At 62.9% G+C, this 24,325-nt stretch carries 24 protein-coding genes; 19 read left to right on the forward strand and 5 right to left on the reverse strand.

The features are described from left to right. Nucleotides 1-268 precede the first annotated feature (268 nt). The 4 genes from pcaF to ABIE49_RS23070 all read left to right on the forward strand — a co-directional run bounded on the left by pcaF (nt 269) and on the right by ABIE49_RS23070 (nt 3,820). Nucleotides 269-1,477 (forward strand): 3-oxoadipyl-CoA thiolase, encoded by a 1,209-nt coding sequence (gene pcaF, locus ABIE49_RS23055; RefSeq protein WP_192736406.1) that lies wholly within the window; start codon nt 269-271, stop codon nt 1,475-1,477. Nucleotides 1,478-1,579: 102 nt separating this feature from the next. Further along, nucleotides 1,580-2,281 carry a protocatechuate 3,4-dioxygenase subunit beta gene (gene pcaH, locus ABIE49_RS23060; RefSeq protein WP_192736407.1) on the forward strand — a complete coding sequence of 234 codons (702 nt, stop codon included), beginning with the start codon at nt 1,580-1,582 and terminating at the stop codon, nt 2,279-2,281. After that, a complete protein-coding gene (gene pcaG, locus ABIE49_RS23065) occupies nt 2,282-2,893 on the forward strand; it encodes a protocatechuate 3,4-dioxygenase subunit alpha (RefSeq protein ID WP_192736408.1) in 612 nt (203 codons plus the stop codon). It abuts the gene before it with no gap. 33 nt (nt 2,894-2,926) lie between these two features. Then, nucleotides 2,927-3,820 carry a dioxygenase family protein gene (locus ABIE49_RS23070; RefSeq protein WP_192736409.1) on the forward strand — a complete coding sequence of 298 codons (894 nt, stop codon included), beginning with the start codon at nt 2,927-2,929 and terminating at the stop codon, nt 3,818-3,820. Here ABIE49_RS23070 and ABIE49_RS23075 read toward each other — a convergent pair. Then, nucleotides 3,813-5,537 carry an FAD-dependent oxidoreductase gene (locus tag ABIE49_RS23075; protein ID WP_354066931.1) on the reverse strand — a complete coding sequence of 575 codons (1,725 nt, stop codon included), beginning with the start codon at nt 5,535-5,537 and terminating at the stop codon, nt 3,813-3,815. The two genes, ABIE49_RS23070 and ABIE49_RS23075, sit on opposite strands and share 8 nt — an antisense overlap. A 19-nt stretch (nt 5,538-5,556) precedes the next feature. Continuing rightward, nucleotides 5,557-6,192, reverse strand: coding sequence for a GntR family transcriptional regulator (locus ABIE49_RS23080; protein WP_192736545.1), 636 nt, complete (start codon nt 6,190-6,192; stop codon nt 5,557-5,559). Nucleotides 6,193-6,460: 268 nt separating this feature from the next. Here ABIE49_RS23080 and ABIE49_RS23085 point away from each other — a divergent pair, with 268 nt between their 5' ends. From ABIE49_RS23085 to ABIE49_RS23155, 15 genes are all read left to right on the forward strand, one after another. Beyond that, nucleotides 6,461-7,471, forward strand: coding sequence for a TRAP transporter substrate-binding protein (locus tag ABIE49_RS23085; protein ID WP_192736410.1), 1,011 nt, complete (start codon nt 6,461-6,463; stop codon nt 7,469-7,471). 74 nt (nt 7,472-7,545) lie between these two features. Then, on the forward strand, nt 7,546-8,052 hold the full coding sequence (locus tag ABIE49_RS23090; RefSeq protein WP_192736411.1) for a TRAP transporter small permease: 507 nt from the start codon (nt 7,546-7,548) through the stop codon (nt 8,050-8,052). 22 nt (nt 8,053-8,074) lie between these two features. Further along, nucleotides 8,075-9,355 carry a TRAP transporter large permease subunit gene (locus ABIE49_RS23095; protein WP_192736412.1) on the forward strand — a complete coding sequence of 427 codons (1,281 nt, stop codon included), beginning with the start codon at nt 8,075-8,077 and terminating at the stop codon, nt 9,353-9,355. A gap of 35 nt (nt 9,356-9,390) precedes the next feature. Next, nucleotides 9,391-9,876, forward strand: coding sequence for a type II 3-dehydroquinate dehydratase (gene aroQ / locus ABIE49_RS23100; protein ID WP_192736413.1), 486 nt, complete (start codon nt 9,391-9,393; stop codon nt 9,874-9,876). Between the two features lie 3 nt (nt 9,877-9,879). Then, on the forward strand, nt 9,880-10,533 hold the full coding sequence (locus ABIE49_RS23105; protein WP_192736414.1) for a hypothetical protein: 654 nt from the start codon (nt 9,880-9,882) through the stop codon (nt 10,531-10,533). After that, complete coding sequence (locus tag ABIE49_RS23110; protein ID WP_192736415.1) at nt 10,533-11,342, forward strand: sugar phosphate isomerase/epimerase family protein; 810 nt, start codon at nt 10,533-10,535, stop codon at nt 11,340-11,342. The genes ABIE49_RS23105 and ABIE49_RS23110 overlap by 1 nt, the downstream gene beginning before the upstream one ends. Nucleotides 11,343-11,429: 87 nt before the next feature. Further along, nucleotides 11,430-12,368, forward strand: a complete 939-nt coding sequence (locus tag ABIE49_RS23115; protein WP_192736416.1) for a LysR family transcriptional regulator — start codon at nt 11,430-11,432, stop codon at nt 12,366-12,368. A 122-nt stretch (nt 12,369-12,490) separates the two neighbouring features. Further along, a complete protein-coding gene (locus ABIE49_RS23120) occupies nt 12,491-13,372 on the forward strand; it encodes a shikimate dehydrogenase (RefSeq protein WP_354066932.1) in 882 nt (293 codons plus the stop codon). Nucleotides 13,373-13,428: 56 nt separating this feature from the next. Beyond that, complete coding sequence (locus tag ABIE49_RS23125) at nt 13,429-14,568, forward strand: ABC transporter substrate-binding protein (protein WP_192736418.1); 1,140 nt, start codon at nt 13,429-13,431, stop codon at nt 14,566-14,568. Between the two features lie 149 nt (nt 14,569-14,717). Continuing rightward, on the forward strand, nt 14,718-15,593 hold the full coding sequence (locus tag ABIE49_RS23130; protein ID WP_192736419.1) for a branched-chain amino acid ABC transporter permease: 876 nt from the start codon (nt 14,718-14,720) through the stop codon (nt 15,591-15,593). Continuing rightward, a complete protein-coding gene (locus tag ABIE49_RS23135) occupies nt 15,590-16,588 on the forward strand; it encodes a branched-chain amino acid ABC transporter permease (protein ID WP_192736420.1) in 999 nt (332 codons plus the stop codon). Before ABIE49_RS23130 ends, ABIE49_RS23135 begins: the two co-directional genes overlap by 4 nt. Continuing rightward, entirely contained in the window at nt 16,585-17,328 is a 744-nt protein-coding gene (locus ABIE49_RS23140; RefSeq protein ID WP_192736421.1) for an ABC transporter ATP-binding protein, read from the forward strand. Before ABIE49_RS23135 ends, ABIE49_RS23140 begins: the two co-directional genes overlap by 4 nt. 22 nt (nt 17,329-17,350) lie before the next feature. Further along, entirely contained in the window at nt 17,351-18,091 is a 741-nt protein-coding gene (locus ABIE49_RS23145) for an ABC transporter ATP-binding protein (protein ID WP_192736422.1), read from the forward strand. 35 nt (nt 18,092-18,126) lie between these two features. Further along, nucleotides 18,127-19,956 (forward strand): tannase/feruloyl esterase family alpha/beta hydrolase, encoded by a 1,830-nt coding sequence (locus tag ABIE49_RS23150; protein WP_192736423.1) that lies wholly within the window; start codon nt 18,127-18,129, stop codon nt 19,954-19,956. Nucleotides 19,957-20,035: 79 nt separating this feature from the next. Next, nucleotides 20,036-20,959: a DMT family transporter gene (locus ABIE49_RS23155; protein ID WP_192736424.1), complete on the forward strand. Its 924-nt coding sequence runs from the start codon at nt 20,036-20,038 to the stop codon at nt 20,957-20,959. A gap of 3 nt (nt 20,960-20,962) precedes the next feature. Here the strand turns inward: ABIE49_RS23155 and ABIE49_RS23160 are convergent, their stop codons facing one another. Genes ABIE49_RS23160 through ABIE49_RS23170 form a run of 3 tightly spaced genes read right to left on the reverse strand, consistent with a single transcriptional unit; the run spans nt 20,963 to nt 24,178 of the window. Next, entirely contained in the window at nt 20,963-22,522 is a 1,560-nt protein-coding gene (locus tag ABIE49_RS23160; protein ID WP_192736425.1) for an MDR family MFS transporter, read from the reverse strand. A gap of 2 nt (nt 22,523-22,524) precedes the next feature. Continuing rightward, entirely contained in the window at nt 22,525-23,706 is a 1,182-nt protein-coding gene (locus ABIE49_RS23165; protein ID WP_192736426.1) for an HlyD family secretion protein, read from the reverse strand. Next, a complete protein-coding gene (locus ABIE49_RS23170) occupies nt 23,699-24,178 on the reverse strand; it encodes a MarR family winged helix-turn-helix transcriptional regulator (protein WP_192736427.1) in 480 nt (159 codons plus the stop codon). The genes ABIE49_RS23165 and ABIE49_RS23170 overlap by 8 nt, the downstream gene beginning before the upstream one ends. Nucleotides 24,179-24,325 lie beyond the last annotated feature (147 nt).

Consider the following 24,325-nt stretch of genomic DNA (forward strand, 5'->3'; position numbering starts at 1 on the left):
CATCCCGGTTTTCCACGCCCGGAAAAAAGACCACACGACCCGCTCCATCCGCTCCCTCCCCCCTTGCGGGGGAGGGCCGGGGAGAGGGGTGGCGGCAACGGCAGTGCGTGTGGTTTACCCCTCTCCCTAACCCTCCCCCGCAAGGGGGGAGGGAACAGATCGTCTGCTTTGCAACCGCCTCAATTGACCTCTTGCAGCGCCGCTCCTAAAACTCGCCATCAAATCCAGCGGGTCAACGGCCCAAACGCGGCGTTCAGGGAGAGATTCAATGCGTGATGTATTCATTTGCGATGCCGTACGGACCCCGATTGGCCGTTTTGGCGGTTCGCTCGCCAAGGTGCGCGCCGACGATCTGGCCGCCGCCCCGATCAAGGCCCTGATGGCGAAGCATCCCAATCTCGACTGGAAAGCGGTCGATGAGGTGTTCTTCGGCTGCGCCAACCAGGCTGGCGAGGACAACCGCAACGTCGCGCGCATGGCGCTTCTTTTGGCTGGTATGCCCGACTCGGTTCCTGGCCAGACGCTGAATCGTCTCTGCGCCTCGGGCCTCGATGCGGTCGGTGCCGGCGGCCGCGCGATCCGCGCAGGCGAGATCGATCTCGCAATTGCCGGCGGCGTCGAATCGATGACGCGAGCGCCGTTCGTGATGGGCAAGGCGCCGGAAGCGTTTTCACGTTCCGCTGATATTTTCGACACCACGATTGGCTGGCGTTTCATCAATCCCTTGATGAAGGCGCAGTACGGCGTCGATGCGATGCCGGAGACCGGCGAGAATGTCGCCGAGGAATTCCAGGTGTCGCGCGCCGACCAGGACGCGATGGCAATTCGCTCGCAGCAGCGCGCGGGCGCTGCGATCGCAGCCGGCTATTTCGCCGAAGAAATCACCCCGGTGTCGGTGCCCGGCGGCAAGGCAGGTCCGATCACGGTCGACAAGGATGAACATCCGCGCCCCGAAACCACGCTGGAAGGTTTGACGAAATTGAAGCCGATCGTGCGCAATCCCGGCACGGTGACGGCGGGCAATGCGTCCGGCGTCAATGATGGCGCGGCCGCGATGATCCTCGCCTCGGAAGCTGCCGTGAAGAAGCACGGCCTGACGCCGCGGGCGCGCATCCTTGGGTTAGCGTCGGCTGCGGTGCCGCCGCGCATCATGGGCATCGGGCCGGTGCCGGCGACCAGGAAGCTGATGGAGCGGCTCGGCATCAAGATCAGCGATTTCGATCTGATCGAGCTCAACGAAGCGTTCGCCTCGCAGGGAATCGCCGTTCTCAGGCAACTCGGCGTCAAGGACGATGCCGATTTCGTCAACCCGCATGGCGGCGCCATCGCGCTCGGTCACCCCCTCGGCATGAGCGGCGCGCGGCTGGCCATGACCGCCGTGCACGGCATGGAGAAGCGCGGCGGCAAGCTTGCCTTGGCAACTATGTGCGTCGGCGTCGGCCAAGGCGTCGCGATGGCGATCGAAAAGATCAATTGATGCAATGGTTTGGGAGGACGTAAAAACGTCCTTCCCCAAATTAGTTATGTCATATAATGGATCTGCGGCGCGGCGACCGGTCAGGCCAGGGAGGAATTCGTCATGACACTGTCCTATCCGCTGCAAAGCCTTGTGGCGCATCCGCCGCGGTTGTCGCCGGCCTACAAGAGCACGGTGAAGCGCTCGCCCACCAAGCCGCTGATCCCGATGCGGCATACGCTGTCGGAACTGACCGGGCCGGTCTACGGCCACGAGACGGTGCGCGAAAACGACAACGACCTCACGCTCCAGGGCAAGGGCGAACCGCTCGGCGAGCGCATCATCGTGCATGGCCACGTGCTCGATGAAGACGGCCGCGGCGTCCCCAATACGCTGGTCGAACTGTGGCAGGCCAATGCCTGCGGCCGCTATGTCCATGTCGTCGACCAGCACCCCGCGCCGCTCGATCCGAATTTCACCGGCGCTGGCCGCACGCACTCGGACAGCGAAGGCTATTACCGCTTCGTCACCATCAAGCCCGGGGCCTATCCTTGGGGCAACCATCACAACGCTTGGCGTCCGGCCCATATCCATTTCTCGGTATTCGGGCATTCCTTCGTCTCGCGGCTGGTGACGCAGATGTATTTCCCCGGTGATCCGCTGTTCCCGTTCGATCCGATCTTCAATTCGGTGACCGACGAGAAGGCGCGCAACCGGATGGTGTCCGACTTCGACCTCGAAAATACCAAGCCGGATTGGGCGCTGTGCTATCGCTTCAACATTGTGCTGCGCGGGCGCAACGCCACGCCGATGGAGACCAAGTAAGTGTCCAAGGCGCAGAGCAAGCCGGAAGGCGTTACCCCATCACAGACCGTCGGCCCGTATTTCGCCTACGGCCTGACGTCGAACGGCCAGTATGACTGGAACGACGCTTTCTCGAACAATCTCGTGACGGCGGATACGTCAGGCGAGCGCGTCCGCGTCGAGGGCCGGGTGTTCGACGGCGACGGCAAGCCGATGGTGGATTGCATGCTGGAGATCTGGCAGGCCGATGCGCAAGGCCGCTTCTCCGATCCGCAGGACAAGCGCGCGCTGCCCAATTCGTCGTTCAAGGGTTTTGGCCGCTGCGGGACCGATGGCAATGGTGGATATTCCTTCGACACCATCAAGCCGGGCATCGTGCCCGATCCCGATGGCAAGCCGCAGGCCCCGCATCTAGCGCTCGCGGTGTTCGCGCGCGGCATGCTGCTGCATCTGTACACGCGGATTTATTTCAGCGGCGAGGCAGGCAATGCCACGGATCCCGTGCTGGCGCTGGTGCCGGCCGACCGTCGCGCAACGCTGATCGCCCAGCAGGCCAACTGTAACGGCAACGCGGTCTACCGGCTCGACATCCACATGCAGGGCGACAACGAGACGGTGTTCTTCGACGTCTAAGCGCGGCGCCGTCGCGGCCGCAAGGAGCGCGGAATGATCATCGGGCGCGAGCAGGATGTCACGGTTGCAGCGTCTGCCGTGATGGAGCGGACCTCTGATCCACGGTTGCGCGAGATCATGCTGTCGATGGTCAAGCATCTGCACGGCTTTGTCCGTGATGTCCGGCTGACCGAAGCCGAATTCCGCGAAGCCGCCGCTATCCTCGTGGAGCTAGGCAAGCAAACGACAGACACGCACAACGAAGTCATCCTGATCGCGGGCTCGCTCGGCGTTTCCTCGCTGGTATGCCTGCTGAACAATGGCGATCAGGGCAACACCGAGACGGCGCAATCGCTGCTCGGGCCGTTCTGGCGGCTGAACTCGCCGCGCGTCGAAAACGGCGGCTCGATCGTCCGGTCCGACACGCCGGGCGCGGCGCTGTTCGTCACCGCGCGCGTCGTCGATCACGCCGGTCGTCCGATTGCGGGCGCCGAGGTTGATATCTGGCATGCCTCGCCGGTCGGCCTGTACGAGAATCAGGATCCTGAACAGGCCGAGATGAATTTGCGCGGCAAGTTCACGACCGATGCCGACGGACGCTTCGCGTTTCGTTCGGTGATGATGGTCGGCTATCCCATTCCGACCAATGGTGTGGTCGGGCGGCTCTTGAAGGCGCAGCAGCGGCATCCCTATCGGCCGGCGCATCTGCATGCGCTGATCTTCAAGCCGGGATTCAAGGTGCTGATTTCGCAGGTCTACGATCCCGCCGACCCGCATATCGACAGTGACGTGCAGTTCGGCGTGACCAAGGCGCTGATCGGCGAGTTCGTGCGGCATGACGAGGCGCATCCGACTGCAACCGACGTCGGCTCGCCCTGGTATTCGCTCGACTATGTCTACCGGATGGAAGCCGGCGAAGCCGTGCTGCCGCGTCCGCCGATCAAGTAACGCCCAGCTCGTTCGACTTGCCTGAGATGTCCATCGCCGCGCGCCATGCAAACACCATGGCCGGCCCGATCATGGTCCCCGGACCGGGATAGGTGCCGAGGAAGATCGAGGCGGCGTCGGCGCCGGCGGCATAGAGGCCGGGAATCGGCTGCCCTGTAGACGTCAGCACCCGGCCGTTGGCGTCGGTGCGCAATCCGGCGCTGCTGGCGAGGTCCGAAGGCCAGACTGCGACGGCGAAATACGGACCGGGGCCGATCTTGCGCAGACAGGGATTTGGGTTGTTCCCGGCATCGCCGTTGAAGCGGTTGAGGTCGCTGGTGCCGCGGCCGAAATCCTCGTCGACACCGGTCTCGGCAAAGCGATTGTACCGTTCGATGGTACCGGCGAACGCGCCGCCATCAACGCCGATTTGCAGCGCCAGTGCAGCGATGCTGCTACCAGTGAACAGATAGCCTGACTTGATGAAACGCGAGAGGTCGCGCGTCCCGGGGTGGATCAGGCCAAGACCATAATCGCGAATAAAAGCACGGTCGCAGATCAGGAACGCCGGGATGCTGGGCACCGTCTGGTGCGCCCGCAGCATGCCGTCGACGAAGTCATGATACGAATTGGCTTCGTTGACGAAGCGAACGCCGGCACTGTTCACCGCCATCAGGCCGGGCTTGGCGCGATCGAGCATGATGTGGGGAAACACCGAGAGGTGGCCGTCGTCCTGCGGCATCACGGAGCTCGGCATCCACAGCGCCGGGCTCCTGATGTCCTGCGCAATCTCGCCATGCGCTCGTTCGCCCGCAAGGATGCCGTCGCCGGTGTTGCTGTCCGGGGACATCGAATAGCGCTGGGTGCCGTCCGGAAACAGCCGGTTGCGCAATTCGCTGCTCCAGCCGATGCCGCCTGCCGCCAGCACGACGCCCCGTCGCGCGCGAATGCTGATCTCGCGATCGTTTGTGGTGAACACCGCGCCGATGAGTCTGCCATCGTCCTCGATCAGCTCGCTGAGCTGCGTCTGGTAACGGATTTCGACCGTGCTTTGCTTCAAACTGTAAAGCAGCCGCGCCACCAGCGCGTTGCCCATGATCAGGCGCGTGCCACGCGGATGCTTGATCCGGTCCAGCGCTTGCCGCACCAGCAGGCGAGCCGCGTTCGAAAAATTTGCCAGGGAGCGAAACGGGTGCAGCAACGACGGAATGTCGGTCTTGCCGACCATCATGCCGCCGAGCACCATGAATTCACGGCGCGACGGCCGCACCCGCGCGAAGTCATCGCCGAGCTTTCGTCCGTCGAACGGCACGGCACCCAGCGCCCTGCCGCCAAGCGCGGCGCCGGGCTGTGCGTGATAGTCCGGATGCACCGGCGGCGGCACGAAGGCCACGCTGGTTCTTTGCTGGAGATAATCGAGCATCGCGGGCCCAGTGGCGAGAAAGGCGGCGAGCCGCGCATCATTGGCGTCATCGCCCAATATCGCCGCAAGGTAGGTTCTCGCGGCCTCGATGCTGTCGGGCACGCCGGCCGCCTCACTCTGCCGGCTGCCGGGAATCCACACCGTTCCCGCCGAGGTCGCCGTGGTGCCGCCGACCATGTCGGACTTTTCGCACAGAATGACCTGGAGGCCTTCGAGCGCGCCGACCAATGCTGCCGTCATGCCCGCCGCGCCGGCGCCGATCACCAGCAAATCGGTCTCGGCATCCCACCGGCGGTTATCTGTTTGGCCGGTCACAACAACTCGACCGAACAACTCACTTCAGCGTCCCGATCGCCAGCGCATGCGCCACGCAGCTGTTGATATGCTGGGTCAGGATCGACTTTGCACCCTCGATGTCGCGCTTCAGCGCGCAGTCCAGCAGCGCCTGATGCTGCGCGATGGTGGCGCTGCCGCGGTATTGCAGGGCGTAGCGGAAGTATTTGTCGAACACGACCGAGTGAGTCTGCATCAGTTCGCGCGAGCCGCAGCTCGATATCAAGGCCTGGTGGAATTCGCCGTCGTAACGCTTGCGAAGCTCGGGGTCGTCGCCCGCGGTGAGGATGGCGCGCTCGGTCGCCGCCAGCTTGTGATGCGCTGACACCACGCGGCCTTCCCATTCCATGTCGCCGGCCCGGAAGGATTCGGTCATCGCGTGATGTTCGAGCAGAATTCGCAGCTGTGCGAGCTCGCGCAAATTCTGGATCGAGACGGGAGCTACCTCGAAGCCCCGCTGGCCTTCGGCAACGACAAAGCCTTCCGAAGCCAGCCGGTTGAGGATCTCGCGCAGCGTCGAAACGCTGAGGCCGTAATCCTCCTTCATCGAGTCGAGCTTGAGCCGTCCCGACGGGTTGAGCACGCCGAAGATGATGTCGGAGCGAATGCGGTGATAGCCGCTGTCGCCGGCTGACATCGGTGGTTGGGGATGCTCCAGGATGGACAATGCTTAATCCCGTTGTTGGGCCCGGCATGGCTCTGGCGATTCGCCGGCAACATAACCGCGAATGGCCGCTTTACCGCATGCGACGATCATATGATGAAATCAGATATATCATATATTATTGTGATTATCCTTTGACAATGATTTCGTTATGTGGTTTCCACCGAAAAGACGGCGCTGAGACAAGAATTCGCGGCAACAAGCTGCGGGCCTGACGCCGGATCGTTTCAGGGAGGAATGAATGAGACTGCTTACAGGTCTGTCCGCGGCGCTGTTCGCCGGTACGCTTCTGGTCGGCGCTGCCTCCGCGCAAGAGGCGCGGACCATCCGGTGGGGACATCTCAACAACACCGACCATCCCGTCAGCCTTGGGGTGAAGAAATTTGCCGAAATCCTGTTGGCAAAGAGCGGCGGAAAGCTCAGCGTTCGCGAGTTTGCCGCTTCCCAGCTTGGCAACGAACTGCAGCAGCAGTCGGCGCTGCGCGGCGGAACGCAGGAGATGCTGTCGGCTTCGACCACGTCGCTCGCAACGGTCGTTCCCGAATTCGGCCTGCTGGATTTCCCCTTCATCGTCTCTACCACCGATCAGGCTGATGCGCTGGTCCAGGGTGCGTTCGGAAAGGCGATGATGGATGTGCTGCCGCAGCGCGGGCTGGTCGCGCTCGGCTATTGGGGGCTCGGCTTCCGCAACGTCACCAACAGCAAGCGCCCGATCGCCAAGCTGGAGGATTTCAACGGCCTCAAGCTGCGCGTGATTCCGAACCCGGTCTATCTGGAATCGTTCAGCGCCTTCAAAGCCAATCCGATCCCGATGGCGTTCGGCGAACTCTATTCGGCGTTGGAAACGCGCACGGTCGACGGCCAGGAAAATCCCTACACCGTCATCCTGTCCAACAAATTCTATGAAGTTCAGAAATATGTTTCCGCCACCGGCCACACCTTCACCGAGAACATTATTCTCGTCAGCAAGATATTCTGGGACAAGCTGACGCCGGCCGAGCAGAAGATGATGCAAGAAGCCTATGAGGAAAGCCGCGGCTACCAGAAGGAACAGACGCTGCTGCAGACCGAAAAGGCTCTCGCCGAATTGCAGGCCAAGGGAATGCAATACAATGCCGTGGCTCCGGAGGAGCTGGAGCGCCTGCGCAAGGCCGTCCAGCCGGTGGTCGAAAAGGTTTCCGCAAGCCTGAAGCCGGAAACAGTGAAGCTGTTCAACGAAGAGCTCGATCGAATCCGCAAAACGGTCAAGTGATGCGCGGCTGATATGCAAAAAGCAGGGCCGGTCTCGATCGGTCTTGCAACCACTCCAGCTCAAGAACGGCGCCGATGGCACGCATTCTCGACCTGTACTGCGCGATGCTCAAATTCGTCATCGCGCTGTGCCTTGCGGCCATGGTCGTGCTGGTGTTCGGCAATGTCGTGCTGCGCTACGGCTTCAACTCCGGCATTACCATTTCGGAGGAACTGTCGCGCTGGCTGCTGGTCTGGCTCACCTTTCTCGGCGCCATCGTGGCGGTCCGCGAGCACGCGCATCTCGGCGTCGACAGCCTGGTCCGGATGCTGTCCCCTGCAGGCAAACGGATCTGCTTCATCGTCAATTATTGCCTGATGCTGTTTGCCGACTGGTTGTTGCTGACGGGAAGCTGGCGCCAGACCATCATCAACCTCGACGACCGTGCGCCGGCAACCGGCCTGTCACTCGGCATTTTCTATTTCGCCGGTGTCGTCTTCGGTGTCTCCGCCGGCATCGTGCTGCTTTACGATCTGTACCGCGTCGTGTCCGGCCAGGCCGGCGAATCGGACCTGGTCGCCGTCAGGGAGGAGGAAGCCTGATGGCATCGCGGGGGCGCCGCACATGACCATCGCGGTCTTCACCATCTCGTTGCTCGGCGCCATGGCGCTCGGCATGCCGATCGCATTCGCCCTGATCATCTGCGGCGTCGCGCTGATGAGCACGATCAACATGTTCGATTCGCAGATCGTGGCGCAGAACATCATCAATGGCGCGGACAGCTTTCCGCTGATGGCGATTCCCTTCTTCATGCTCGCCGGCGAGATCATGAACAAGGGAGGGCTGGCCAGGCGCATCGTCAATGTCGCCCTCGTTGCGGTCGGACATTTCCGCGGCGGGCTCGGCTATGTGACGATCCTCGCGGCCTGTATCCTCTCATCGCTATCAGGATCCGCCGCGGCCGATGCCGCGGCGCTCGCAGCCGTGCTGGTGCCGATGATGGTTGCGGCGGGGCACAAGAAGATATACGCGGCCGGACTTGTGGCTGCGAGCGGCGTCATCGGTCCCGTCATTCCTCCCAGCATCGGTTTCGTTATCTTCGGCGTCGCCGCCAACGTGTCGATCTCCAAGCTGTTTCTCGCCGGTATCTTTCCGGGGCTGATGCTGGGTGCCGGCTTGTGTGTCGCCTGGTGGTGGGTGGTCCACAAGGAAAACCTGACGCCGCCGCCGCGGGCGTCATTCAGGGAAGTTGCCCACGCCGTGATCGACGGCTTCTGGGCGCTGATGTTGCCGGCGATCATCATCGTCGGCTTGCGTTTCGGCATCTTTACGCCGACGGAGGCCGGGGTCGTCGTCGCGGTTTATTCGCTGTTCGTGACGACCTGCATCTATCGCGAACTGAAATTCTCGCAGCTGTATGGCATCTTTGTCTCCGCGGCCCTGACCACCAGCATCGTGATGTTCCTGGTCGCCGCGGCGCTGGTGTCTTCCTGGCTGATCACGGTGTCGGAGATAGCGAGCCAGGTCGTGGACCTCTTGAGACCCTTCATGGGCAACAAGACGCTTTTGATGTTCGCGATCATGGTCGTCGTCGTCATTGTCGGCACCGCGCTCGACATGACGCCGACGATCCTGATCCTGACGCCGATCCTGATGCCGATCGTCAAGGCGGCCGGCATCGACCCGGTCTATTTCGGCGTGATGTTCATCATCAACAATTCCATCGGCCTCATTACGCCGCCGGTCGGTATCGTGCTGAATGTCGTTTGCGGCGTCTCCAGGATCAGCATGGAAGATATCATCAAGGGCGTCTGGCCGTTTATGATCGCCCAGCTTATCGTGCTGTTTCTGCTGGTGCTGTTCCCGGCATTGGTGACGGTCCCGGCCAAGTGGCTTGCCGGCTAGAAGCGGCATATCAGGCGCGTAAAGGGGGAGGCTCAATGTCCACCAAGATCATGATCCTGAACGGACCCAACCTGAATTTTTTGGGGATCAGGGAGCCTCATATCTATGGCCCGACCACGCTCAAGGAGATCGAGACAAGCTGCGAGGAAGTAGCAAAGTATCTCGGGGTCACGGTCTCGTTTCACCAGTCCAATCTCGAGGGCGAACTGGTCAACTGGATCCAGTCGGCGCACGGCAATTATGACGCGATCATCATGAACCCGGCGGCCTATTCGTTCACCTCGATCGCGCTGATCGACGCGCTGAAAATATTCGAAGGCCCCAAGATCGAGGTCCATATCTCCAACATCCATGCGCGGGACGAGCTGCACCGGCATTCGATCACGTCGAGCGCGTCCACCGCCGTGATCTGCGGTCTCGGCCCATACGGCTATATTGCGGCGATGCTGGCCGCCGTTCAAAGGCTCGGGAAGCTGCCGGACGCGGTTCCGGCCTCGCTGCACGGCTTAAAGGGGAGATAGAGAATGCGCGGCGCAGGCTTTCTGGCGATCTGGAGCGACGTCGAGCCCGATCATCTGACCGATTACCGGCACTGGTTGACGCGCGAGCACACCACCGAGCGCGTGACGACCAAGGGATTTTTGGGCGTTCGCGTGTTCCGCGCCGCGCGAACTGACATCGCCAGGTTCTTCATTCTCTACGAACTGGAAGCCCCCGAGGTGCTCGACGGCCCGGCCTATCTGGCGCGGCTCAACGCCCCGACGCCGTGGTCGCAACGCACCATGCCCCGGCTCGGCAATTTCATTCGCGGCGGCGGCGTCATGACGGCCCGAGCGGGTCGCGGCGAGGGATCGACCATCGCCGCACTGCGCGTCGAACGTCTGCCGGAAAAACTGCAAGCCTTCGCGGACGCGCTCGTCGCACTCGACGGCATTGCTGCGGTGCAGATCGGCACGACCGATCTGGCGCGCACCTCGGTGCCGACGGTCGAGAAGGGCATGCGGAAGGATGAAGGGATTTTTGCTGGCCTTGTGATCATCGAGGCGCTTGACGAGACAGCGCTTGGTGGCGCATTGCGTCGAGCAACCGAAATGACGCCGGACTTGTTCGGCGGCGGTGAGCCGGAGGTCTATCAGGGCATGTTCGCACTCGACGCCCGTATCGCAGACTTTGAATAATGCCGTCGTTCTCACTCGCCGCGCTGACCGTCCTCGATCTGGCGCCTCCCGCGCTGATCGACATTGCAGCTGGCTGCGGCTATGACGCCGTCGGGATTCGCCTGCTGCCCGCGATGCCCGGCGGTATCGCCTATCCGCTGGACGACAAAGCGAGCCTGAACGAAACACTGGCCCGGCTGGACGCTACCGGCATCAAAGTAGCCGACCTCGAAGTGGTCGCGCTCAGGCCCGAGACCGACATTGCCAGCTTTTCCGCGTTCTTCGAGACCGGCGCGGGGCTCGGCGCCAAGCACATCCTGGTCGCGGGTTACGATCCTGATCTCGCCCGGTTCAGAGATAGCTTTGCGAGGTTTTGCGAGGCCGCCACCCCATACGGGCTGACGGCCGATCTCGAATTCATGCCCTGGACCTATGTCCCGGATCTGGCGACAGCAAACAGCATCGTCGCGCCGATGGGGCAGGCCAATGCCGGTATCCTGGTCGATGCGCTGCATTTCGACAGGTCGAGGAGTTCGACCGCCGAACTTGCGCGCGTGTCCGTCGACCGGCTGCATTACTGGCAGTTATGCGACGGCCCGGCCGAGCGGCCCGCCACGAACGAAGAACTGATCCACGCCGCCCGCCATGAGCGGATGTTTCCCGGCGAGGGCGGCATCGACCTCGTCTCGCTGGCGCGCGCCATGCCGGCGGATATCACCGTCAGCCTCGAAGTCCCGACCGTCGAGCTGGCCAAAACCATGGGCCATAAGGACCGCGCCCAGCGCGCGCTGGATGCTGCCAAGGCGGTGATCGCCGCGGCCAAACTCTGACAACGAGCCTGAGAAGGCATTGATAAGGTCATTTGCGTCGATCGAACATGGGAGTATCTCTCAGGTTCACCGTCGGAGTTTCTGCATATGATGACGCTGCGCCAGGTCGAGGTTATCAGGGCCGTGATGATCACGGGCACGATCGGCGGGGCGGCAAAACTGCTCAACGTGTCGGCGCCGGGCATCAGCCGGCTGGTGAAATATACCGAGCGCTCGCTCGGCATCCGATTCTTCCAGCGCCAGAACGGGCGCTACTTCCCGACCTCCGAAGCGCATAATATTTTCGAGCACATCAACGGCGTCTACAAGAAGGTCGACGACCTCACCGAAATCATCTCCAAGATCGGGCGTGGCACGCTGTCGGAACTGCGCATCGGCTCGGTGCCGAGCATTTCCCAGATCATGGTGCCGCGCGCGATCGAGCGCATCCGTCGGCGCTATCCCGATCTGCACATCGACATCAACATCCTCAAGATCGAGGAGGCGATCGACTATTTGTTGCTCGGCAAGGGCGATTGCGTCGCCATGAGCTATCGGCTCGATCATCCGGGCCTCGATTTCATGCCGCTGGCGTCGGGTGAGTTGTTCTGCATCGTGCCGCAGGGACACGAACTGGCGGGTCGAAAGCAGGTCACTGCCGCGGAGATCATCCGCTACCCCCTGATCGGCATCGACCCCAACGATCCCTATGGGCGCATCATGGCCGAGATCTTCGCGCGCAATAAATTGTCCTACGACATCACGATCCGGGCGCGGTTCGGCACCACGGTCTGCGCGCTGGTCAAGGCGGGGCTCGGGATTGCCGTCATCGATCAGTTCACCGTCGCGCATGGCGGCTACCCCGGCGTGGAAATGCTTCGGATCGTGGAGCCCACGAGGTTCGACACCTACATCGCGGTGAAACGAGGCGCCTCGCTCTCGCTGCATGTCGAGCATTTCATCGAATGCCTGCGGTCGGAAATGCGGGCACTGGAGCCGAGCCGGAAAAGTCCGGCGGTGGCGGCATCGCGCGGCCGAAAAAAATAACATCAAGTTATGTTTGTGGAATAAATGGGTAATTGTGTTATCTGGCAAAGGCGGTATCGTTTGCGCGGTTTTGGTGCTCTAAGCCGCGCAATCCCATGTTGATACTGCGAGACCATAGCGACGTGTCCAAACGCCCGCCCTCGATCAGTCAAAAGTTTCTCACCGGCCTGATCGGGGCCCCGATTGCGCATTCGGCGTCGCCGGCGATGCACGAAGAGGCGGCCGCTGCTCTCGGTATCCGTTGTCACTATCAACTGATCGAGGTCGCGGGCCAAGGCTCGGCTGAACTGCGCACGCTGCTCGACAACATCAAGCGCATCGGATTTGCCGGCGTCAACGTGACGTTTCCCTACAAGGAAGCCGTGATTCCGCTGCTCGACGATTTGTCGCCGGCTGCGCGCGAGATCGGCGCGGTCAATACGGTGGTCGTCCGCGACAAAAGACTGGTCGGGTACAATACCGACGCCACGGGTTTTGAGCGTGCGGTCGGCAATCTTGTGAAAGCATCGGGTCATGGCCCCGTTGCCCTGATCGGGGCCGGCGGCGTCGGCAAGGCGATTGCTAACGCGCTCGCCGCGCTCGGTGTCGCCGAACTCAGCATCTTCGATACCGACTGTGCCAAGGCCGAACAGATCGCGGCACAGTTGCGCGGTCGCCAACCGGTGCGGATTGCGCAAACCGTGGAAGACGCGCTGCGGGGTGCCGTCGGCGTGGTCAACGGAACGCCGATCGGCATGCTGCCGGATCGCGGCACGCCGGTGCCGGAGGCGCTGCTCCGTCGCGACGTCTGGGTGGCCGACGCGGTCTATTCGCCGCTCTGGACGCCGCTGCTGACCGCGGCCAAAGCCAGGGGCGCCGAGGTCATGACCGGGCGCGACCTCGCGATCCATCAGGCGGCGGACGCTTTTGAATTGTTCACGGGAATGAAGCCGTCGATCGTCGAAATGGGAAATGCATTCGACGCCGTGATGGCAAGACGCTACTCTGCGACATCGGACGCGTAGCCGACGACAAGGCTCGCGTCGACAAGATCAAAAGATCAAAACAACAGGGGATGGAAATGAAATCAGGAATTTTAGCAGGTATCCTGCTCGCGACCATGACGGCTGCAGCGGCATTGGCGCAGTCCGGCGCCCCCATCAAGCTCGCCAATGTGGCCGAACTGTCCGGCGGCGGCGCCACGGTCGGCACCAACTGGAAGAACGGCATCGATCTTGCGATCGAGGAAGTCAACGCCAAGGGCGGCGTGCTCGGCCGCAAGCTGGAAGTCACCCACGCCGATTCGCAATCCAACCCCGGCGTGGCGCGCGCCCAGGTCCAGAAGGCGCTCGACGGCGAGCCTTACGTCCTGCTCGGCCCCGGCTATTCCGGATCGGTCAAGGTCACGGCGCCGCTCGCGGCCGAAGCCGGCATCGCCCAGATCATGGGCGGCGAAGCCGCCGAGTTGACGCAGGGCGGCAACAAATTCCTGTTCCGCACCTCGTTCGGTCAGCAGTCCTCGATGCCGAAGGTCGCCAAATACATCAACGACGAGGTGAAGGCGAAATCGGTTGCGATCGTCTGGGTGAATAATGATTTCGGCCGCGGCGGACGCGACGTCATCACCAAGGAATTCGCCAAGCTCGGCGTCAAGGTCGCTGCCGACCTCTCCACCGAAGCCGGTCAGGCCGATTTCGCCGCCGACGTCAGCAAGATCAAGGCTGCTGCGCCCGACGCGGTCTTCATCTATCTGAACGAAGAGGAAAGCGCCCGCATCTTGAAAGAGCTGAAGCGCCAGGGCGTCACCGTGCCCCTGATCGGCGAAACCACGCTGGTCGGCCAGAAGGTGGTCGAACTGGCGGGGGATGCTGCGAACGGCGCCCGCGGCCATGTCGGCCTCACCACTGACGCGCCGGTCGATCTGATCAAGGCGTTCCGGGAAAAGTTCGTCAAGAAGTACAATTACGTGCCTGACCATAACGGCCTCAAGGGCTATCTGGCGATCTACATGATCAAGGCCACCACCGAGAAGATGGGCAAGGTCGATTCCAAGGCGTTCGCCGATAACCTCCATGGCCTCACCATCAAGGCGGCCAGTGAGCCCGGCATCCTGATGGACGCGACCTTCGACAAGAACGGCGACATCGATCGCCAGGGTTTCCTGGTCGAGATCGTCGATGGCAAGCAGGTCATCAAGCAGGTGCTGCCGAAGCTGAACTGAGGTAGCGGCTTCTTTCTCTCGTCATTGCGAGCGAAGCGAAGCAATCCAGAATCGCAAGGCAAGGCTGGATTGCGTCGTCGCAAAAGCTCCTCGCAATGACGTGGAGGCTTGTTCCGGTTAATCATGGGCTTTGAAGGTCAGAGGCCAGCATGTCCAATCTGCTTGATCTTCTGATAGCGGGACTGGCGACGGGGGCGATTTACGCCATCGTCGCGGTCGGCTTCACGCTGCTGTGGCAGACGTCGCAGACCATCAACTTCGCGCAGGGCGAATTCGTCATGCTGCCGGCGTTCCTGATGCTGGCAGCGATGCACGTCGGCGCGCCGTTCTGGCTCGCGATCGTCATCGGCATGCTGCTGTCGCTGTTGCTGCTCGGCCTCGGCTTCAAGATGCTGCTGGTCGACCCGATGCTCCGCCACGGTGTGCTGCCGCTGGCAATCGCGACCATGGCGCTGGCGATCGGCATCAAGGAAGCCGTGAAACAGTTCTTCAGCGCCGAAGCCTCGCCGTTTCCCTCCATCGTGCCGGCTGGTGATATCTCGATCCTCGGCCGCCAGGTCGCGCTGCAAAGCGTCGGCGTTCTCGCGCTCGCCATCGCCGCGGTGGTCGGATTGACCATGCTGTTGAACCGCACGTCCATTGGCCATCAGATGCAGGCTACCGCACAGAACCCGACCGTCGCCCGCATCATCGGCATTCCCGTCGAGCGGATGATCCTGCTGACGTTCCTGATCAATGCCTTCCTGGTGGCGCTGGCCTCGCTGCTGATCACGCCGATCTATCTGGCCAAATTTTCCAGCGGCGAAGTGCTGGGCCAGGCGGCGTTCATCGCGGCAATCGTCGGCGGGTTCAACCAGGTGCGCGGCGCGATCGCCGGCGGCTTGCTGATCGGCGTCGTCGACAATCTCGCCGCCGCCTATGTCTCGACGCAGTATCGCGCGGCCGTGCCGATGGTTTTGCTGATTCTCATTATCCTGCTTCGTCCGCAGGGACTGCTTGGCCGCGCCGAGGAGCGTACGGTATGAGCATACTCAACCGATATTGGCGCGTCGCGCTCGGTGTGGTCGTGATCGCGGCCCTGATCATCGCGCCGATGTACCTCAATCGCTACGGCCTGTTCATCCTGAGCCAATGGGCTGTCATGACCATCGCCGCGATGGGGCTCAACCTGACGCTGGGTTATGCCGGCCAGGTCTCACTGGCGCAGGGCGCCTTTGTCGGCATCGGCGCCTATTCCGCGGCGATCATGACCGCGAACGGGATGCCACTGATCGCGGGGCTCGGCGTTGCCATCGTCCTGTGCTTCGCGATCGGCTGGATCCTCGGCTATCCGGCGCTGCGGGTGCGGCACCATTATCTTGCCTTCGTGACGCTGGCGTTTTCCACGCTCGCCTTCCTGGTGTTCCGCAACGAGAGCTGGCTCACCAACGGCATCTACGGCATCAGCAATATTCCGCGCCCCACGATTTTTGGCTATCCGACCAACCGGCCGCTGCCCTTCTACTATGTCTGCCTCGGCTCGCTGGCTCTGGTGTCGTTCGCGACCTGGTGGCTGATCCGCTCGCCCTGGGGCCGCGCCTTCGTAGCCCTGCGCGAAAACCCGGTGCGGGCGCTCTCGCTCGGCATCGACACACGGCGCTACACCTTGATGGCGTTTGCGATCGGCTCGGCGCTGGGCGGCGTCGCCGGCACGCTGTATGCGCCGCTGACGCAGTACATTGATCCCGTCCCGTTCAACCTTTCTCTTTCGCTCGATCTCCTGATGATGGTGATCGTCGGCGGTTCGGGCTTCTTCTTCGGCCCGTTCCTCGGCGCGATGATCGCGGTGCTGCTCCCCGAATGGCTGCGCTTCACCCAGGGCTATTATCTGATGCTCTACGCGGTCGCGGTGATCCTGCTGCTGATCTATTCGCCGAGCGGCATTCTGGGCATCCTCGATCGCTATCTGACCGAGCGCCGCACCAAGGCCGCCTCCGCACTGCGCGCGGTCGCGAAGTCAGGACTGGAGCCGGCGCCATGACCGCGGTTCTCGAAATCAGCGACATCAAAAAGAATTTCGGCGGCATCAAAGCGGTCGATGGCGTCAGCTTCGACGTGCAGGAAGGCGAAATCCTCGGCCTGATCGGCCCGAACGGTTGCGGCAAGTCGACCTTGTTCAATTGCATTCTCGGCCAGTTGCAGCCGAGTGCCGGCGAGGTGAAGGTCGATGGCAAGGTCGTCACCGGGTTTCGGCCGTCGGATTTGAACCGGCTCGGCGTCAGCCGCACCTTCCAATTGCTACAGGTGTTTCCAAAACTGTCGGTGCGGGAAAATCTCATCCTCGCCGGCCAGGAGCACCAGGGCAACATGCTGTCGCGGCTGCTGGGTCCATCGGATGCGGGCCTCAGCAAGGCGGCCGATCAGATGATCGAGTTTTTCAAGCTCGGCCATCTCGCCGGTGAACTGGCCGGTGGATTGTCCTACGGCCAGCAGAAACTGCTCGATGCGGCCATGGCCTTCATGGGCGGGCCACGGCTGGTGCTGCTCGACGAGCCGGCCGGCGGCGTTAATCTGACGATGCTCGGCGATCTCAAGGCGCGGCTGGCCGAGATCAACCGCGAGAAGCGCGCCACCTTCGTCGTGATCGAGCACAACATGGAATTCGTGATGTCGCTGTGCTCGCGCGTGGTGGTGATGGCGGAAGGCAAGGTGCTGGCGATCGGTACGCCCGCTGAAATCCGTGCCAACAGCGCCGTCATCGACGCGTATCTCGGTCACTGAACCGGTGGATGAGGGAACACGGATGAGCGAACCCATCCTCGACGTTAAAGGCCTGATCGGTGGCTACGGCAAAATGACCATCCTCAACGGCACCAGTTTCTCGGTGCCGGCGGGCACCATCACCACGGTGATCGGGCCGAACGGCGCCGGAAAATCCACCGTGTTCAAGGCGATCTTCGGCCTGCTCAAACTGCGCGAAGGTAAGATCATGTTCAAGGGCCGCGACGTCACCGGCCTCAGCCAGCGCGAACTGCTCACATCCGGCATCTGCTACGTGCCGCAGGGCCGCAACATCTTCCCGGAATTGTCCGTGCGCCACAATATCGAGCTCGGTGCCGTGGTCGCGGGACGTGATATCCCCGATCTGCCGGCGCGCATCGAAGCCGCGCTCGATCGATTCCCGATTCTGCGCAAGAGGGCGACGCAGCAGGCGTCCACGCTGTCGGGCGGCGAACAGAAGCAGCTCGAAATCGCGCGCGGGCTGTTGCTCAATCCGCAATTGATGCTGGTCGACGAACCGTCGATCGGGCTTTCCCCGCTCATGATCCGGCAGACGTTTGGCATCCTGCAGGATCTGCGCGACCGCGGCGTCTCCATCCTGCTGATCGAGCAGAACGCGCGCTCGGCGCTGGAAATTTCGGACTACGGCATCGTGCTCGAACTCGGCCAGACCCGTCTCGTCGACAGGGCCGACAAGGTGCTCAGCAATCCCCGCGTCGGCCAGCTCTTTCTCGGCGGCGCGATCGATCAGCCATCCGCATAAGCGACAGTTACATAAAAATCAGGGGAGCGAAAACGATGTCGATCACACCGGGCAACCGCATTTGGGCGGTCCTGTTGCTGGCTGCCTGCGGCCAGATCACGCCTGCCTTGGCGCAGCAACTCCCTTGCGACGATGGCATCAAGACGGCATTCAAGCCTGACGCCGAGACGACCGTTGTTGCGGTTCGTCAGGTGAAGAAGGGCGAGGAATTGAAGGCGCCCGATGCGCCGCAGCCGGTGACGGCGGCGGCTGACATCTGCCTGGTGAAGCTGCTGGTGGGCCCCGGCGCCACGGCCGAAAAGGACAAGACCGCGCGCTCGTATTCCGAGGGCATCGGCATCGAGGTCTGGCTGCCGGCGCCTGCCAACTGGAACGAGCGCATCCGCAACTATGGCGGCGGCGGCTGGGTCGGCGGCGGACATCGCATCGCCGGGCAGATCGGCAGCAAGGTTCCGGCGATCGTCAACGCCAATATCGGCTATGCCTCGGGCACCACCGATGCCGGGCAGCCCTGGTATCAGGACGGCTCGTTCACATTCCTCTCCGACGGCAAGCTCAATACCGAGTCGCTGCGCGACTTCTCGGTGCGCGCGATGGTGGAGCAGGCCAACAAGACCAAGGCGCTGGTCAACGTCTATTACGGCAAGGCGCCCAAATACACTTATTACGACGGCCATTCCCAGGGCGGCCGGCAAGGCATGAAGGTCTTCCAGGAATATCCTGAACTCTACGACGGCTATCTGATCGCGCAGCCCGCGCCGAATATCGCGAAGTTCGGAACATCCGGATTGTATCCGCAGATCGTGATGAAGACCGAACTCGGCTTCACGTCAGTGAACAAGGACGCGGCGAAGGCCTTTGCCGCCAAGGTCGCCGCCGCCAACCAGCGCGCCGTCGCCACCTGCGACACCGCCGGGCTCGGCTTCCTGCTCGATCCCTTTGCCTGCAACTACAACCCCGCACGCGATGCCGCCGCGCTGTGTGCCGGTGCGACCGGCGACGGCGTGACCGGCAGCAATTCGGATGCCGCGACCTGCATGAGCGCAAAGGAGGCGATGGCGCTGAACCGGATCTGGTACGGCGCCACACCGGATGGCAGTTTCGACGCCGCCCAGACGCCGGACAGCCGCAGCGGCAAGTCGCTCGGTCCCAAGCAGGTCTGGTGGGCGTTCACCCGCGGGACCGGGATTGGCGGCCAGATCACGAGCGCCGGTGCGGACGCCGTGGCCCAGGCGATGCAGGACGTCAGCTATGCCGCCGATGCCAGCGCGACCGCGGCAGTGCCGATCACCAACGGATCGACAGCCGTGCGCAACAAATGGCTCGAACTCGATTATGCCGGATTGGCCGATGCCGTCGCCAAGAACGTCGCGTTGCAGCCGACGCTGTTCAGCAACCTCGTCACCGACAAGGCGGATCTCGCAAAACTGCGCGACCTCGGCCGCAAGGTGGTGATCTGGACCGGCCTCGTCGACGATGCGATCCCGCCCGCCGGCAACATCAACTATCATGAGCGCGTGTTGGCTCAGATGGGCGGGCCCGCCGAGGTGGCGAAGTTCATGCGGATGTACCTGGTGCCGGGCGTCGCGCACTCTTCGCAGGGCCGGGCCTACACGGTCGGTGGCAAGAACGACACCGTGCCGATGCCGAAATTGCCCGGCAACGCCAACCAGACGCCGACGCGCGATCAGGACCAGTTCTTCACCGCGCTGGTCGATTGGGTCGAGAAGGCCGAAGCGCCCGGCGACATCCTGCTGACCTCGCGCGACAAGAGCATCAGCTATCCGATCTGCGTTTATCCGCTGAAAACGACGTGGAACGGCAGCGGGCCGGTGACGCAGGCCGCCAGCTTCAGCTGCCGGTAGAGCAACGCGGGTCGGTGTGGTAGCTGATAGGAACGGCGGGGCGTGATCGCGCCGCCGTTGATATCAGAGACGATCGACCATGGGCGAACCACAAACCGGAACAGACGCACGGACCCACGAAGTGCTGGGCCTGCTCGGCTTCCTGCTGGTCGCCACCGCCCAGGTCTCCAACATGATCCTGGCGCGCGGCGTGGCCGGCAGCGTTCCGCCGTTCTCGATCGCGTTCTTTCGCTGGAGCATCGTGGCGCTTGGCCTGCTGCCCGTCGTCGTGATGGCGCTGCGCGAGAAGCCCGCAGCGTTGCGCGGGCAGTGGCCGGGCATCGCGCTGGCCGGCTTTCTCGGCATGTTCATCTGCGGCGGCCCGGTCTATGTCGCCGGGATCACCACGTCGGCGATCAACCTCGCGCTGATCATGGCGCTTTCGCCGATCGTCGTGCTGCTGTTCTCCTTTGCCACGGGGCGGGAATCCATCGCCCGCAGGCAAATCATCGGCATGGCGGTCGCGCTGGCCGGCGCGCTCCTGATCATCACCAAGGGACAGGCCTCAGTCGGGACGGGCCTCTCCACCGGCGATCTCCTGGCGCTGCTCGCGATGCTGGGCTGGGCCGGATACACCTTGATGCAAAATCGCGTCGGCCAGGGCGTCAGCTTCCTGGCACGGATCGGCCTGTTCGCGGCGGCCGGCGCGCTGTTCTCGCTGCCGTTTGCGCTCCATGAAATCTGGCAGACGCCATCAGCCGCCTTCACCGGCCGCGCCGCGCTGGTCTATCTCTTCGCAGGCCTCGTCCCCGGGCTGTTTGCCTATGCAGCCTATGCCTTTCTCGGCGCGCGCTTCGGCGCGGTATCGACGTCGCTCAGCCTCTACCTCGGCCCGGTCGTCAGTGCGGTGCTGTCGATCGTCTTTCTCGGCGAGGCGCCGACGATCGTCCATCTGATCGGCGGCGCACTATCGCTTGGCGGCATGTACTTGTGCCTGCAGGCCAAACCCGGCGAGGCGAGATAGTCTCTATTCAATCACCGCATGGTCCGGCGCCACCGACTGGGCGCGCAGCGTCGCCTTGGTCGAACCGATCATGATGGCCAGCGGGATCGAGACCAGAACGAACAGCATCACCAGCTGGTAGTCCTGCGAAAAGGCGATGATCTGCGACTGCGCCTTGACCATGGCGTCGGCCATGGCGCGGCCGGTGTCGGTGCCAAGATCGATCATGCCGCGCACATTGGGCATCTGCAGGGCGTGGTTGAACGGGTTGATATTTTCCGACAGCCCCGCATAGACCCGCCGCGATCCCTCGGTCAGCTGCGAGATCACGACGGAGATGCCGATCGAGCTGGCGACGTTGCGCATCAGCGTCAGCATTGAGGTGCCGTCGGTGCGCAAATGATTGGGCAGCGTCAGGAACGCCACGGTGGACAGCGGCACGAACACCAGCCCGAAGCCGAAGCCCTGCAGCACGCTGATCACGACGATCTCGGTGACGCCGGTCTGGTCGGTCCACCCCGTCATGTAGAACAGCGAAATAGCGGTGATGCTGAGGCCGGTGATGATCAAATTGCGCGCCTCGACAAAGCGCATCATCCGGCCGACCAGCATCATCGCGACGAAGGTGCCGCAGCCGCGGGTCGCCAGCAGCACGCCCGCGGTGATGATGGGATAGCCGATCACGTTCTGCAGGAACGGCGACGACAGCGCCATGGTCGAAAACAGCACCAGGCCCATGACCGCCATGAACACGCAGCCGCCGACGAAATTCTTGTCCTTGAACAGCGCAAACTGGATGAACGGCTTCGAGGTCGTGAACGAATGCGCCAGGAAATAATAGAAGCCGATGCCGGCGATGATGAATTCGGCGACGATCTCGTTGGATTCCAGCCAGCCGAGCTGCTCGCCGCGGTCGAGCGCCAGCTGCAGCGATCCGATCGCGATCGCGAGCGCCGTGAAGCCGAACCAGTCGAAGCGCAGGTCCTGGTCCTTTCCGGTCTCGTCCATGAAGATGACAAGGCCGAGCACGGTGAAGATGCCGAACGGCAAATTGACGAAGAACACCCAGTGCCAGGAATAGGTTTCGGTCAGCCAGGCACCCAGTGAAGGGCCCATGATCGGACCCATCATCACGCCCATGCCCCAGATCGCCATCGCCTTGGCGCGCTCATGCAGCGCGTAGGAATCCAGCATCACCGCCTGCGACAGCGGCACCAGTGCCGCGCCGAACACGCCCTGCAGCAGGCGAAACAGCACCATCTGGTTGATGTCTTGCGCCAGGCCGCACAGCACGGAAGCAATCGTGAAGCCGCCCGAGCAGATGATGAAGATGCGCTTGCGGCCGAAGCGGTTGGCGATCCATCCCACCGGCGCGGTCATGATCGCGGCGGCGACGATATAGGAAGTCAGCACCCAGTTGATCTGGTCCTGCGAGGCCGACAGCGAGCCCTGCATGTAGGGCAGCGCGACATTGGCGATGGTGGTGTCGAGCGCCTGCATGATCGTCGCCGTCATGGCGCAGATCGTCACCATGTTCCGGCGCAGGCCGGGAACCGCAGCTGCTGTCGGGCCCGGCGCCGGCATGGTCAGTCGGTTTCGTGGTTAGCCGCGGCCGGCGAGAGGCCGAGCAGGTGCGCGAGCGAGCGGCGGTGGTTGGTGTCGATGCTGGCATAGACGCTCATGCCGGCCTTGAGCTTGCGGACGAACTTGTCGTTCTTGTCGAAATAGATCCGCACCGGGACGCGCTGCACCACCTTGACGAAATTGCCGGTCGCGTTCTGCGGCGGCAGGATCGCGAACTGCGCGCCGGTGCCGGGCGAGAGCGAGCCGATCGTGCCCTTGAACACATGGTTGGGGAAGGCGTCGACGTCGAGCGTGACGCTCTGGCCGACCGCCACATAGGTGAAGTCGGATTCCTTCGGATTGGCGTCGACCCAGGGGTTGGCGACGTCGATGATTGAAAATACCGGGCTGCCCGCCATCACGAAGCGGCCGAGCTGGATCTGTTCGACCTGCGTGGCGACGCCGTTCATCGGCGCGCGCACGGTGGTCAAATCGAGGTTGCGCTGGGCGTCGTCGAGCGCGGCCTTGGCCTGCATGTAGGCCGGAAACGCTTCGAGCGGCAGCTCGGGATCGCCGAGCAGCTGGTTGAGCGCGTTGGAACGTTGTTGTGTGACGAGCTGGCGCTGCGCCTGTGCGGTGACCAGGGTAGTGGCGCTGTTGTCGAGATCGAGCTGCGAGCCGGCCTGGCTCTTGACCAGCGAATTCTTGCGCTCGACGTCCTTTTGCTTGAGCGCGATGCCGGCGTTGACCAGTTCGATGGTCTGTCCGTACAGCTTCACATTGGCGACAAGGGTGTCGTGGCTGACCTTGGCGTCGTCAAGTTTGGAGCGCGCCTGCGCCACCGCCAGCCGGAACGGCACCGGGTCGATCTGGAACAGGGTGTCGCCGGTCGAGACCTGCTGGCCTTCCTTCACGGTCACGTTGATGATCTTGCCCGACACGTCCGACGTGATCAGCACCTTCTGCGCGCCGACATAGGCGTCGTCAGTGGTCACGTAGCGGCCGCCATTGAGATAGAAGGTGATGCCGGCCGTCGCTGACACCAGCGGCAGCACCACCAGCAGCAGGAAGCGCCGATAGCGGCGCATGCCGGCCATCAGCCGGCGGCGCGGCTCCGACGCCAGTTTCGGGCGCGGGGTCGGTTCGGCGCCCTTCTGTTCGGCGGCCTTCTGTTCAGGGGGAAATTTGAGCACGGGATCAGCCATAACGCTGCTCCTTTCGGGGCGGTTCGCTGGGCGGATTCTGGACCGCGTTGCGAACGTTTTCCTTGATCAGGTCGAGTTGCGACAGCAGGCGGTGGGCATCGGCGGGGTTGATGCCGTCCAGCGCGGTCGCGGTGAGTTCGGAGCGCAAGCCGGAGAGCTTGCCCAACAATGGGCGCGCAGCCTTCTTCAGATAAAGCCGGTTGACGCGGCGGTCGGTCTCGTCGCCGCGGCGCTCGATCCAGCCATTGTCGCAGAGCTTGTCGATCAGCCGCGTCAGCGTGATCGGCTGCATTTCCATCAGTTCGGCGAGTTCCGTCTGCTTCAGGCCCTCGGATCGTTCGACCTTGGCCAAAACCGCCCATTGCGCGCGGGTGATGCCATAGCGCGCCGCCTGCTTGTCGGCATAGGCGCGCATCATCCGCTGCACCTCGCCGAGCGTAAACAGGAAGTTCATATCCACGGAACCGCGCATCGCCAGCCTCCATAAGCTTTGGATATTATAAGCTTGCTTATGAATTCCGCATGCCGGGTTAGCAGTTACCAGCTCCGCCCTCAGAACATGGCTGGTGTCTGCGGAACCAGCGGGCTTTGGGATTGGCCGCCAAAATGCTACAAACCC

The organism is Bradyrhizobium sp. OAE829 (genome assembly GCF_040546575.1).
Taxonomy (GTDB): domain Bacteria; phylum Pseudomonadota; class Alphaproteobacteria; order Rhizobiales; family Xanthobacteraceae; genus Bradyrhizobium.